We start from the raw sequence: 13,132 nt of genomic DNA, 5'->3' as shown, positions 1-13,132 counted from the left end.
CATGCAGGGTATTTCTGCAAGCCCCGAGCGGATGAACGCACAACAGCGAGCGGCGCACATTCGCCAGGTGGTCCTGGCCCGGGGCGATGAACTGCGCCGGCGCTTCCCCTTGCTGCGGCACCAGGACGCCCTGGGCGCGGGGATCCTGATAGTCGCCCTGTCCGGGATGCTGGGGTCAGCGGCGCTCTATGTCGGTGGCTACCTGGCCTGGTGGGCGTGCCTGCTGCTCAACGCGTTCTTCGCGTCCCTGACCCACGAGCTGGAACACGACCTGATCCACAGCATGTACTTTCGCAAGCAGCGCCTGCCCCACAACCTGATGCTGGCGCTGGTCTGGCTGGCGCGGCCGAGCACCATCAACCCCTGGGTGCGGCGTCATCTGCACCTCAATCACCACAAGGTGTCCGGCAGCGAGAGCGATATCGAAGAGCGCGCCATCACCAACGGCGAACCCTGGGGCATCGCCCGCCTGCTGATGGTGGGGGACAACATGATGGCGGCCTTCATCCGCCTGCTGCGGGCACCGGGGGCCAGGCGCAAGCTGCACATCCTCGGCCGCACCCTGGCCGTCTACGCGCCCCTGGCCTTGCTGCACTGGGGCGCCTGGTACCTGTTCCTCGGTTTTCATGGGGCCAATGGCATCGCCGCGTGGCTCGGCAGCCCGATCCAGTGGTCACCGGACACCCTGGCGCTGATGCACGGCATCGATATCGCCGTGGTGGTGATCATCGGCCCCAACGTGCTGCGCACCTTCTGCCTGCACTTCGTCAGCTCCAACATGCACTACTACGGCGATATCGAACCGGGCAACGTGATCCAGCAGACCCAGGTGCTCAACCCCTGGTGGATGTGGCCGCTGCAGGCCTTCTGCTGCAACTTCGGCAGCACCCACGGCATCCACCATTTCGTGGTCAAGGAACCCTTCTACATCCGCCAGCTGACGGCGCCGGTGGCGCATAAAGTGATGGCCGAGATGGGCGTGCGCTTCAACGATTTCGGCACCTTTGCCCGGGCCAACCGCTTTCATCCCGTGGAGCAGGTGGCGACGCAACCTGCGCGTAACGCCCGGGCTTGAGGGGGCGGACTGTCTTTCTGGTTAAATATCCAAGGACCGATGACGTTAAGCCAAGGTCACGCGGCGCCGGGAAACGCCCGGAATCCGCGAAGGGGCAACGACAGGGAGACAGTATGAACAGTGCGGTAAGGCGATTGATCGCCGTTGCCTTGATGAGTGTGGGCGGTCTGTCGCTGGCCGACCCGGTGGCGCAGGGCCCCGACGAGGCGCTGGCGCTGAGTATCTTGAAGCATCTGGAAGTGAACGGTTTTCGCAATTCCTTAAGGCCGCGGCACTACCCGGACGGCACCACGCTGGGCCAGACGCCCTATCGGATCTACGAGAGGGCCGCAGGCGCCGATGGCACCTACAACGCGACGGACGAAGAACAAAGCTGGGTCTACAGCGTCAGGGTGATGGAGCAGGGGAAGCAGGGCATCACCATCTGTTTTGTCGACCAGAACCTGCACGGTAGCTACCTGGCCGCTTCGCGGTTGCGGGTCGAGAAAAACCGGGCAGGGCATTACGTCGTGGTCAAGGAACTGCCAACAACCCCGGCCTGCCGCATCACCCGAGGCTGAGGCCAGCGCCATGGCGCAGCCCGGTGTATTCACCGAGGATCGATACCGGGTTCTGTGGCACGCCGCCCGTTGAGCAGCGAGGCGGCGGTCTTGCCACCTTATCCCCACTGTCATGCCGGACTTGCCGACAACCCAAACGCACCGCGTAGGAGCCGGCTTGACGGCGAAAGGGCCCTGGAGACTGGTGTTGTTCTGGAGGACGCTTTCGCTGGCGAGCCAGCTCCTACACAGGCCCGCTCTTGCACGGTCCGGTTGATAGCCAGCTCCTGCAAGCTCAATCCGGCTGGAACGGCGATTCGCTGAGGATCACCCCGGTTTCATCCACGTAGCGCTGCCATTCCTCCAGCACGGTGCGCAGTTTGTCCGGTTGGCTCTGGGCCAGGTCGTGAATCTCCCCCGGGTCCTGGCCCAGGTCATACAACTGCCAGGTCGCCGGGCCCACGGGGCCGGGGATGTACACCGCTTTCCACTGGCCCTGGCGGATCGCCCGGCGGCCGAACAGCTCCCAGCCGGTCACCGTGTGCTGGTCATGCACCTGGGCGGTTTCGCCGGAGAGAAAGCCCAGCCAGGACTTGCCCCGCAGCGGCGCCACGTCGCGCCCGCGCCAGCGCTTGCCGGGGTGGCGCACTCCGGCCAGGTCGAGCAGGGTCGGGGTGATGTCCATCACCGTGCCGAAGCCGTGGCTGATCTGCCCCTTGAGCGGCAGTTGCGGGTAATGCAGCAGCGCCGGCACGCGAATCCCGCCCTGGGTGGTGAAGGCCTTGAACAGCCGCGACGGCGCGGTGGCCGCCTGGGCCCAGGCCGGGCCGTACCAGACGTAGGAGTTGGCCCGGCCGATGTTCTCCAGGCGGTTGTCGTAGTGCTGGTTGAGGTAGGTCAAAAGCTCCGGCCCGAACTTGGGGAAGGCCTCCAGCAGCGCGCCCTCGGCGCCGTTGTCGGACATGAACAGGATCAGGGTGTTGTCCAGCTGGCCCTGCTGGCGCAGGTAATCCACCACCCGGCCGATGTTCCAGTCCATGCGCTCGACCATCGCTGCATACACCTCCATGGCCCGCGCCGAAACCTGCCGCTGTTCATCGCTCAGGGCATCCCACTCGGCATTCAGGTTGATCAGCGGATGGGGCTCTATCGCGGCATCGATCAGGCCCAGGGCCTTGAGTTTTTCCAGGCGCTCGCGGCGCAGCACCTCGGGGCCGGCGTCATAGCGGCCGCGGTACTTGGCGACGATTTCCTCGGGGGCCTGCAGCGGCCAGTGGGGCGCCGAGAACGGCAGGTAGGCGAAGAACGGCCGGCTCTGGTCACGCTCCTTCAGGTACTGCAAAAGCTTGTCGCCGAAGGCGTCGGAGGAATAGAAATCCGCCGGCAGTTCATCGATGAAGCGGTCGTCCTCGATGTACAGCGCCGGGGTGGATTTGAGCAGCCCGGGGGTGCGTTCGTCGTAGGTCGGTTCGAAGGCGTAGTGGTTGGCCGCCCCCGGCAGCAGCGAGAACGAACGTTCGAAGCCCCGGGCATGGGGCGCGCGTTCGGCGGTCAGCCCCAGGTGCCACTTGCCGCTCATCAGGGTCTGGTAGCCGGCTTCGCGCAGCAGCTCCGGCAGGGCCACCACGCGGTCGTTGAGGTAACCCTCGTAGCCCGGCTTGCCGATCAGCTCGGGGGTCAGGGCCTCGGCCATGGTGCCGATCCCGGCAATGTGGTGGTCGGTGCCGGTGAGCAGCATGGAGCGGGTCGGCGAGCAGGTCGGGGCGGTGTGGAAATCGGTCAGGCGCAGGCCGTTGAAGGCCAGGGCGTCGAGGTTCGGCGTGGCGATCTCGCCACCGAAGGCGCCGAGGTCGGAGAAGCCCAGGTCGTCGGCCAGGATCACCAGAAAGTTGGGGCGTTGCGGCATCGCGGCACTCCTGTTCAGCAAGCAATGAAGGTCAAGGGCAGGTCGCGGATCTGCACCGGCTGCGGCGCCTGGTAGTGATCATCGCTGGTCAGTTCGTGGAGCAGTTCTTCGCGCAGTTGGTGGAAGTCGAAAGCACTGCGCTTGCGCGGGTGTGGCAGGGCCACCTCGACCACGCGCTTGATGCGGCCCGGGCGCGGCTCCATCACCACCACCCGGTCGGCGAGGAAGATCGCTTCCTCGACATCGTGGGTCACCAGCACCGTGGTGATCCTGGCCCGCTCGCGGATCGCCAGCAGCTCGTCCTGCATCTGCTGGCGGGTCAGGGCGTCTAGGGCGCCGAAGGGCTCGTCCAGCAGCAGGATGCGCGGGCTGGCCACCAGCCCGCGAGCGATGGCCACCCGCTGCGCCATGCCGCCGGACAGTTGGTGGGGATAGGCCCGGGTAAAGTCCTTGAGCCCCACCAGCTCGATGAAGTCGTCGATCCGCCGCTGGCGCTCGGCGGCGCTCAAGGGTTCGTTGACCAGGCCCAGGCCGATGTTCTCGGCCACCGTCAGCCAGGGAAACAGGCGGTGCTCCTGAAACACGATGCCGCGTTCGCTGCCGATGCCGCTGATCCGCTGGCCGTCGACCCGGATCTCGCCGCGAAACTCGGTGTCCAGGCCGATCAGCAAGCGCAGCAGGGTGGACTTGCCGCAGCCGCTGGAACCGACGATGGCGACGAACTCGCCCTCGGCGATGTCCAGGTTGAATTCGCGGATCGCCTCCACCTCGCCACCGGCGACGGCGAAGGTCTTGCCCACGTGATTGAAACTGACCAGGGGTGCGTTCATGCGTGTCTCCAGCGGGTGGCGCGGGTTTCGAGTTGTTGGCCCAGGCGATTGAGCAGGGCCCCGGTCAGGCCCACCAGGAGCATGCCGGCCATGATCAGGTCCATGCGCAGCAGTTGCTGGGCGCTGATCATCTGACTGCCGATGCCGCCGTTGGACGGCATGAAGTATTCCGCGCCGATGGTGCCCATCCAGGCGTAGATCAGGCTGATGCGCAGGCCGGCGAAGATGCCCGGCGCCGCCCCGGGCAGCACCAGTCGGCGCAGCCGTTGCCAGAGGTTCAGGCGCAGCACCTGGGCGGCTTCCGCCAGTTGCGGCGAGAGCTGGGCGACGCTGCGCTGGGTGGCGATGAACAACGGGAAGAACGCGGCCAGGGCGACGAACACCCATTTGGCCAGTTCCCCCAGGCCGAACCAGGCGGTGAGCAGCGGCACCCAGGCGAAAATAGCGATCTGGCGGATGGCGGCCAGGGTCGGTCCCAGCAGCCGTTCAGCGAGGCGCGACAGCCCCAGCAGCAAGCCCAGGACCAGCCCCAGCCCGCCGCCCAGGGCCAGGCCGCCCAGGGCGCGTCCCAGGCTCAGCCCCATGCCCCCGAGCAAGCTGCCGTCCCGCAGGCCGTCGACGGTGGTGCCCAGCACCACCAGCGGGCTCACCAGAATATTGGCGTCCACCCATTGCCTTGCGCTCGCCAGCTGCCACAGGCCCAGCAAGGCCAGGGGCAGCAGCCAGGGTTGCAGGCGCTGCCAGCCCTGATAGCGCGGACCGCGGCGCAGGGCGGCGGTGGCCGGGTGCGGCCAGTGCACCAGGGTGCGATCCAGCCAGCCGATGCCGCGGTCCATGCACACCCCCAGCACGCCGATCACCAGGATGCAGACGAAGACGATGTCCAGCATGAACAGCTGGCGCGCCCAGACCATCAGGTAGCCGATGCCTTCGCTGGAGGCCAGCAGTTCCACCGCCAGCAGCGAGGTCCAGCCGGTGGCCAGGGCCAGGCGCACCCCGGCCATGAAGGCCGGCAGCGCGGCGGGCAGCACCAGGCGGCGCACCAACAGCGCCGGAGGCAGGCGCAGCACCGCGGCGGCTTCCCGCAGCCGGGGCTGGGCATCGCGCACGCCCACCAGGGTGTGCAGGGTCACCGGCACCACCACGGCCTTGACCAGCACCACCAGCTTGAGCACTTCGCCGATGCCGAAAAACACCATGAACAAGGGAATCCAGGCCAGGGTCGGAATTTGCGCCAGGGCGCCGAAGGAGGGGTACACCAGACGCTCCAGGCGCCGACTGAAACCCAGGGCGCCCCCCAGCAGGGCGCCGGCGGCGATGCCCGCCAGCAAGCCCCAGAACAGCCGTTGCAGGCTGATCGCCAGATGGCTCCACAGCTCGCCGCGGCCCAGCTCCAGGGCGCTGCTCCAGACCAGCGCCGGGGCCGGCAGGATCTGTTCGCTCATCCACAGGTTGCGGCTGGCCAGCCACCACAGGACGAACAGGCTCAGGGGCAGCAGCCAGGGCAGCAGGCGCTGATGGATTGCGGGCCAGCCCGGGCGTCCGGTGGACGGTGCCGCCAGGGGCAGGCTGAGCAGGGAAACACGGGCCATGGATGACCTCCGTCGTCGGGTTCTGCATGGCATGGGTCGACGCTGTAGGAGCAGGCTTGCCAGCGCATCGGCGCTTGCCGGCGATGCGGGGCTGGCGGGCCTGTTCGCCGGCAAGCCGGCGCCTACGTGATATGCGTTTGTGGTCTATTAAAATTCTTATCGATTCTATTAAGAGATAAGAGAAGCCATTTAAGGCTGGTTGGCCGACACGCATCCAATGCATTTGAAGAATATTTTTCATGCATTTCATGCATGTCCCCGGAGGCGCCCGTGGCTGCTGGGTTATTCAATATGGTTATTAAAATGTGAATTTATAGTATTTAAAGGTTGATCGATTCCGTGCCTACCTTCTGCTCCTCACAGCCTTTGCCATCAGGAGCCGCACCCATGAACCTTCCCTTCAAACGCGTCATCAGCCTGTTCGCCGCGCCGGCCCTGGCGGGGCTCCTGGGTTGCCTGCCGCTGCTGGCCCAGGCCGCCGAACTCAAGGAAATCCGCATCGCCGTGCCCGACCTCAGCGCCGGCACCCAGCACAGTGGCGGCGGGGTGGTGGACGTGCTGCGTCAGCAACAGATCTTCGAAAAGGCCTTTGCCGACCAGGGCATCCAGATCCAGTGGAATTTCTTCAAGGGCGCCGGGCCGGTGATCAACGAAGCCTTCGCCAACGGCCAGGTGGACCTGGCCTATCTCGGCGACCTGGCGGCCATCATCGGCAAGTCCAACGGCCTGGATACGCGTTTGCTCAGCGCCTCGGCCCGTGGGGTCAAGCATTACCTGGGGGTGGTGCCGGGCTCGGGGATCAAGACCCTGGAAGACCTCAAGGGCAAGCGCGTGGCGGTGTTCCGGGGCACCGCCACCCAGCTGTCGTTCGACGCGGCCCTGGCCAGCCGGGGCCTGAGCGAGAAGGACCTGAAAGTGGTCAACCTCGACTTCAACGCGGCGGTGGCGGCCCTGGCGGCCAAGCAGATCGACGCCTCCTGGGGCAGCACCGGGCTCTCGGCCCTGCGCAGCAAGGGCCTGGCCGAACTGCCCCTGAGCACCAAGGACCTGGGCGGCGCCGGCAGCGTGCAGAGCGTGCTGGTGGGCGCCGGCAAGTTTGTCGACGAGCACCCCGAGGCCGTGGAAAAACTGCTCAAGGCCCAGCAGCAGGCCGTAGAGTGGCTGACCCAGGACAGCAACAAGGACGCCTACATCCAACTGGTGTCGGGCCTGGCCAGCTACCCGCCGGTGATCCTGCAGGAAGACCTCAAGGACCAGCGCCTGAGTGAAATCTTCCCCTCTACCCTGGACCCGGTGTTCCTCGGCAAACTGCAGGACTCGGTGGACCTGGCGGCCAAGGAACGCTTGATCCGCAAGCCGTTCAAGGTGGAGGCCTGGGTCGCCCCGCAACTCGCCGCCGCCGGCCTGTAACCTCCTCCCTGTAGCCGCTGCCGCAGGCTGCGCCCGGCACCGCAGGGGCCGCTGGGGCCGGCAACGCGGTTTATCTGGAAGAACCGGGTGCCGTCTTGCGCCGACTGCGCCGACTGCGTCGTCGTTCGCAGCCTGCGGCAGCGGCTACAAGGTTGCGTTCGGCATCGTGGGGGCCGCTGGGGCCGGCGACGCGGTTTATCTGGTGGAACCGGGTGCCGTCTTGCGCCGACTGCGTCGTCGTTCGCAGCCTGCGGCAGCGGCTACAGGGTTAGACGGCGATGCCGTGGCTTTGCTGGTCGACCGCCACCAGCACTTCGATCAACTTGCGCGCCGCTGGCGACAGGCGAAAACCGCTGCGGCTGACGATGCCGCAGCGGGCGTTCAGGCTGTCGATGTTCTGCGGCAGGTTGCGCCAGTGCAGCAGCACCAGCGACCCCTGCTCGATGTCTTCGGCGAAGGCCTCGGCGGTGCCCACGCCAATGGCGTTGGACTGGCGGACGATCTTCACCAGCGCCGGAAAGTGTTCAGTCTCGATGGTCGGTGAAAAGTCGATGCGTCCGCTGAGGTTGGCCAAAAGCTTGCGGATCCCCGGGGGAATCAGGGTGGTGGCCAGGGGGTAGTCGAACATGTCGTTGGTGGACAGGCTTTCCTTGGCCAACAGCGGGTGCCCGGGGCGGCAGAAGAACACCCCGCGCTTGGGCGTCAGCGCCTGGGTCTGGTAGTTCGGATCGGCTTCGAAATGGCGGATGTCGGCGATGAAGAACTCGATCTCTTCGCGGTTCAGGCTGCGGCTGAGTTTCTCCCAGTTATCCACGGCAAAGCAGGTGCGCACCTTGGGGTGGGCGCTGCTGAACTGCGCCACCGCGTCGGGCACCAGCTTCACCGCCGGCGCCGGGCCGCAGCCGAAGCGCACCTCACCGGCGTCGAGCTTGGTCATCTGGGTCACTTCGCTGCTGAGCAAGGCCGCGCCCTGCACCAGGCTCAAGGCGTGCTGCAGCACCACCTGGCCTTCCGGGGTGGGGCGCAGGTCCTTGTTGCCTCGGTCCACCAGCACGCAGCCGAACTCCTGTTCCAGGCCCTGGATACTGCGGCTGAAAGCCGGCTGGGTGATGCCCATGGCGTCGGCGGCGCGGACAAAACTGCGGTGTTCATTGAGGGCGATGAAGTAACGCAATTGGCGAAGATCCATATGCTTTCCCGGCATCCGAAAAATAGCTCGAAGGCATTTGCGACGAGTGAGGCTGAGGTTTTAAATGCAAGCTCTTATTCCGTCAACGAAGCATGTAGTTATCTATTAGATCTAAATTGAATATAGATAGAGCGTTGTTTCGCGGCGGTTCCAACCGTAAGCAGTCGATGAGGGTGTACCTGATGAGCAATGCCGCCTTAGCCGTTAAACCCGCTGTTGATGCCCTTGAGATCTACCCGGTAGCCGGTCGCATCGGCGCCGAGATCCGTGGCGTGCAACTGTCCGGCGACCTTGATGCCGCCACCGTGGACGCCATCCAGCAGGCGCTGGTGCAGTACAAGGTGATCTTCTTCCGTGGCCAGACCCACCTCGACGACCAGAGCCAGGAAGCCTTCTCCCACCTGTTGGGCGAGCCGGTGGCCCACCCCACCGTGCCGGTGCGCGACGGCACCCGTTACCTGCTGGAGCTGGACGGCGCCGAGGGCCAGCGGGCCAACTCCTGGCACACCGACGTGACCTTCGTCGACGCCTACCCGAAAGCCTCGATCCTGCGCTCGGTGGTGGCCCCGGCCGCAGGCGGCGACACGGTGTGGGCCAACACCGCCACCGCCTACAACGAACTCCCGGCGGAACTGCGAGAGCTGGCGGACAAACTCTGGGCGGTGCACAGCAACGAATACGACTACGCCGGGGCCAAGCCCGACGTCTCGGCGGAGAAGCTGGAGCGCTACCGTAAAGTGTTCACCTCCACCGTATTCGAGACGGAACACCCGATCGTCCGCGTGCACCCCGAAAGCGGCGAAAAGAGCCTGGTGCTGGGGCACTTCGTCAAGCGCATCAAGGGTTATTCCCAAGCCGATTCGGCGCACCTGTTCAACCTGCTGCAAAGCCACGTGACCCGCCTGGAAAACACCGTGCGCTGGCGCTGGAGCGCCGGTGACGTGGCGATCTGGGACAACCGCTCGACCCAGCATTACGCCGTGGACGACTACGGCACCCAGGACCGCATCGTGCGCCGCGTGACCCTCAAGGGCGACGTCCCGGTGGGCGTCCACGGCCAGCGCAGCCAGACCATCAATGGCCTCTGACCCGCCCCCTCAAGCCCCTACGGGCATTTACCCGATGCACCTGCCCACTGTAGGAGCTGGCTTGCCAGCGAAGGCGCCCCAGAGAGCGCTGCAAGGCTCAAGGGCCTCTTCGCCGGCAAGCCGGCTCCTACGAGAATTCACGCGATGCACCTGCCCACTGTAGGAGCTGGCTTGCCAGCGAAGGCGCCCCTGAGAGCGCTGCAAGGCTCAAGGGCCTCTTCGCCGGCAAGCCGGCTCCTACGAGAATTCACGCGATGCACCTGCCCACTGTAGGAGCTGGCTTGCCAGCGAAGGCGCCTCTGAGAGCGCTGCAATACTTGAGGGCCTCTTCGCCGGCAAGCCGGTTTCTACGAGAATTCACGCGATGGACCTGCCCACTGTAGGAGCTGGCTTGCCAGCGAAGGCGCCCCAGAGAGCGCTGCAAGGCTCAAGGGCCTCTTCGCCGGCAAGCCGGCTCCTACGAGAATTCACGCGATGGACCTGCCTGCTGTAGGAGCTGGCTTGCCAGCGAAAGCGCCTCTGAGAGCGCTGCAATACTTGAGGGCCTCTTCGCCGGCAAGCCGGCTCCTACGGGATGGAAGGTTGCCGGGGGTTACCACACGCCGATCTGCACCAGCTTTTCGCTTTCCGGTTCGCCGTAGCGAAAACGCTGGCCACGCAGATCGATCTCTTCATGGCTGATGGTGGTGCGGCGTTTCAGGCCGCGCAGCCATTCCAGCAAGTACCCCAGGTGTTCTTCACGCACCGCGGCGTAGGCCGGGTCGGCCCCCAGGTCATGCAGTTCCTGGGGATCGTTGTGCAGGTCGAACAGCTGCGGGCGGAAGCCGTCATAGGCCAGGTACTTCCAGCGTTCGCTGCGCACCATGGTCATGCGGCAACGGTCGATGGGCTGGCCCAGGCGCTCCCGGGCCGGGGCCTGGAAGGCGTAGTCGTATTCGCTGATGGCGTAGCGGCGCCAGTCCGGTGTCGCGCCGTGCAGCAGCGGGATCAGCGAGCGGCCTTCCAGGCGGTGTTCGGCCCCCGGCAGGCCCAGGGCGTCGAGGAAGGTTGGCAGGGCGTCGATGGTTTCCACCAGGCGCTCATCCACGCTGCCACGGCGGCTGTCCGCCGCCGCCCGCGGGTCGCGGACAATCAGCGGCACGCCCACCGCCGGCTCCAGCAGGAACTCCTTTTCCCCCAGGTAGTGGTCGCCGAGGAAGTCGCCGTGGTCGCTGGTGAAGACGATCAGGGTGTCGTCCCAGCGGCCATTGCTCTGCAGGAAATCGAACAGCCGGCCCAACTGGTCGTCCACCTGTTTGATCAGGCCCATGTAAGTGGGCACCACGTTCAGGCGGACTTCATCCCGGGAAAAGTTCAGGCTCTCTTCATGCTGGCGGAAGGCGGCGTAGACCGGGTGGTCGCTGAGCTGCCCGGGCGCGGCGCGCACCGCCGGAATGATCTGCCCGGGGCCATACAGGGCGTGGTACGGAGCCGGCGCGATGTAGGGCCAGTGCGGCTTGATGTAGGACAGGTGCAGGCACCAGGGCTGCTCGCCCTGTTCGCCGATGAAGTCGATGGCGCGGTCGGTGGTGTAGACGGTTTCCGAATGGGCTTCGGCGACCCGGGCCGGCAGGTGGGCGTTGCGCATTTTCCAGCCGCTGAGGATCTGCCCCTGTTCGCCAGCCCCGGCGTTGGCCCAGTCGTGCCAGGGGTTGAGCCCGTCGTAGCCGAGGTTGCGCAGGTAATGGGTGTAGGGCGCGGCATCGCGCTTGTCGTCGAATATCGGGTCGTCGGGGTAGATGCCGTCGTGACGCAAGTAGGGCTCGAAGCCGACCTCGTTGAGCGCCTCGGCCTGGGGGCTGTCGGGGTCGATGGCCAGGCGCTGCAAGGCGTCGAGGTTGGGCGTGGCGTGGGTCTTGCCCACCAGCGCGGTGCGGATGCCGTGGGGCCGCAGGTAGTCGCCCAGGGTCAACTCTTCCAGGGGCAGGGGCACGGCGTTCCAGGCCACCTGATGGCTGCTGACATAGCGCCCGGTGTAGGCCGACATGCGCGACGGGCCGCAGATGGTGCCCTGGGTGTAGGCGCGGCTGAAGCGCACCCCGGCGGCGGCCAGGCGATCGATGTTCGGGGTGTGCAGGTGCGGGTGGCCGTAGCACGAGAGGTAATCCCGGCGCAGCTGGTCGCACATGATGTAGAGCACGTTGCGCACGGGGGAAGGGGTATTGGACATGGGGTTCACCGAGGGGAAGACAGGCGCGTTTTTTCGCCTCCGGCGGGGCCTCCCGGCAAGCGCATTTGCCGAATAGTTTCGATGCAGGGCGTGCATCGCTCAGGTCCTTGTAGCCGCTGCCGCAGGCTGCGATCGGCCGCGCAGCGGCCGCCGGGGATTTGCCGTGGATGGCCGGGGCGAGGACTGCGTCCTCGTTCGCAGCCTCGCAGGCTCGGCAGCGGCTACGGGTGCAAGTGCAGGGGGCGAGTGTCGGGGCAGGACGCCAGTCAGGGGCTCAGACGGCGAGGTTGTCGAGAGACGGCAGCGCTTCGTCCTGTTCGTCGATGGCCTTGATCTCTTCGATCATCGCCGCCGCCAGGGGCGAGAGGCGGTAGCCGGCGCGGCTGACGATGCCGTAGCGGGTGTAGAGCTCTTCCAGGTCGTCGGCCAGGCCGTCGATCTTCAGGCACACCAGTTCGCCCTTGGCGTTGTGCAAGGCGTCGCTGTAGGAGCCGACGATGCCGATGGCGTCCGAGCGCAGCACTACCCCCAGCAGGCTGTAGCTGTTTTCGCATTCCACATTGGGCGTGAAGTCCGGCTTGCCGCAGAGGTCGACGATGACCTTGCGCAGGTTCGGCGGGCGGATGGTCACCGCCAGCGGGTAGCTCATCAGTTCGCTGGCGCTGACGCTGTCGCGCTGGGCCAACGGATGCCCGGCGCGGCAGCAGAAATGCCATTTGCGCGGGCGCAGGCGCTGGGTCAGGTAATCCGGGTCGGCCTCGAAGTGGCGGGTGTCGGCCACGAAGAATTCGAACTCTTCGCTGAGCAGGCGCTTGCTCAGGCTTTGCCAGTCATCCACCTGGAACTGCACCCGGGCCTTGGGGTAGCGCCCGATAAAGCTGCCGATGGCCCGGGGGATCAAGCCCGAGGCCGGCGCCGGGCCACAGCCGAAGCGCAACTCTCCCGCCTCCAGGCCATTGAACTGGCTGATCTCGTTGGCCATCTGCTGGGCCCCGCTGACCAGCCGACGCGCATGTTCCAGCAGTAACTGGCCCTGCTTGGTCGGGGCCAGGTCCTTGCGCCCGCGATCCACCAACTGGCAGCCGACGCTGTGTTCCAGGGCCTGGATGCTGCGGCTGAAGGCCGATTGCGAAAGGTTCACCGCCGCCGCGGCCGCGACAAAGCTGCGCTGTTCGGCGAGGGCGATGAAGTGACGGAGCTGGCGCAGGTCGATATGCATTTTTCACATAAAAAATATCGGGGAAATGCATTGGCTATGCATTAGGTCGACTCCTTATAAAGGCAATCTCTTATG

The 13,132-nt window shown here is 66.0% G+C and carries 10 protein-coding genes; 4 read left to right on the top strand and 6 right to left on the bottom strand.

Annotated features, from left to right (window positions below; genetic code table 11):
• Position 1 precedes the first annotated feature (1 nt).
• A complete protein-coding gene (locus L1O02_RS29905) occupies positions 2-1,075 on the top strand; it encodes a fatty acid desaturase (RefSeq protein WP_235759274.1) in 1,074 nt (357 codons plus the stop codon).
• 113 nt (positions 1,076-1,188) lie between these two features.
• Positions 1,189-1,635, top strand: a complete 447-nt coding sequence (locus L1O02_RS29900; protein ID WP_235759272.1) for a hypothetical protein — start codon at positions 1,189-1,191, stop codon at positions 1,633-1,635.
• A 274-nt stretch (positions 1,636-1,909) separates the two neighbouring features.
• Here the strand turns inward: L1O02_RS29900 and L1O02_RS29895 are convergent, their stop codons facing one another.
• From L1O02_RS29895 to L1O02_RS29885, 3 genes are read right to left on the bottom strand one after another with little or no spacing between them, the layout of a single operon-like run.
• Positions 1,910-3,520, bottom strand: a complete 1,611-nt coding sequence (locus L1O02_RS29895) for an arylsulfatase (RefSeq protein WP_235759270.1) — start codon at positions 3,518-3,520, stop codon at positions 1,910-1,912.
• Between the two features lie 14 nt (positions 3,521-3,534).
• Positions 3,535-4,350: an ABC transporter ATP-binding protein gene (locus L1O02_RS29890; RefSeq protein ID WP_235759268.1), complete on the bottom strand. Its 816-nt coding sequence runs from the start codon at positions 4,348-4,350 to the stop codon at positions 3,535-3,537.
• On the bottom strand, positions 4,347-5,942 hold the full coding sequence (locus L1O02_RS29885; protein WP_060836979.1) for an ABC transporter permease subunit: 1,596 nt from the start codon (positions 5,940-5,942) through the stop codon (positions 4,347-4,349). Before L1O02_RS29885 ends, L1O02_RS29890 begins: the two co-directional genes overlap by 4 nt.
• Positions 5,943-6,329: 387 nt before the next feature.
• On the opposite strand from L1O02_RS29885, the gene L1O02_RS29880 reads away from it, so the two are divergent.
• Complete coding sequence (locus tag L1O02_RS29880) at positions 6,330-7,352, top strand: ABC transporter substrate-binding protein (RefSeq protein ID WP_060836980.1); 1,023 nt, start codon at positions 6,330-6,332, stop codon at positions 7,350-7,352.
• A 268-nt stretch (positions 7,353-7,620) separates the two neighbouring features.
• Here the strand turns inward: L1O02_RS29880 and L1O02_RS29875 are convergent, their stop codons facing one another.
• Positions 7,621-8,541 carry a LysR family transcriptional regulator gene (locus tag L1O02_RS29875; RefSeq protein ID WP_060842142.1) on the bottom strand — a complete coding sequence of 307 codons (921 nt, stop codon included), beginning with the start codon at positions 8,539-8,541 and terminating at the stop codon, positions 7,621-7,623.
• A gap of 182 nt (positions 8,542-8,723) precedes the next feature.
• On the opposite strand from L1O02_RS29875, the gene L1O02_RS29870 reads away from it, so the two are divergent.
• The gene (locus tag L1O02_RS29870) at positions 8,724-9,629 is read left to right on the top strand and encodes a TauD/TfdA family dioxygenase (protein ID WP_235759266.1); all 906 of its coding nucleotides are present in this window, start codon (positions 8,724-8,726) and stop codon (positions 9,627-9,629) included.
• A 592-nt stretch (positions 9,630-10,221) separates the two neighbouring features.
• On the opposite strand, the gene L1O02_RS29865 is transcribed toward L1O02_RS29870, so the two are convergent.
• On the bottom strand, positions 10,222-11,838 hold the full coding sequence (locus L1O02_RS29865) for an alkaline phosphatase family protein (protein WP_235759264.1): 1,617 nt from the start codon (positions 11,836-11,838) through the stop codon (positions 10,222-10,224).
• A gap of 274 nt (positions 11,839-12,112) precedes the next feature.
• Positions 12,113-13,057: a LysR family transcriptional regulator gene (locus L1O02_RS29860; protein ID WP_060836983.1), complete on the bottom strand. Its 945-nt coding sequence runs from the start codon at positions 13,055-13,057 to the stop codon at positions 12,113-12,115.
• Positions 13,058-13,132: the final 75 nt, after the last annotated feature.

Source organism: Pseudomonas sp. BC42, assembly GCF_021560055.1.
Lineage (GTDB): Bacteria > Pseudomonadota > Gammaproteobacteria > Pseudomonadales > Pseudomonadaceae > Aquipseudomonas.
The sequence above is the reverse complement of the archived record's forward strand: the minus strand, read 5'-3'. Positions and strand labels throughout refer to the sequence as shown.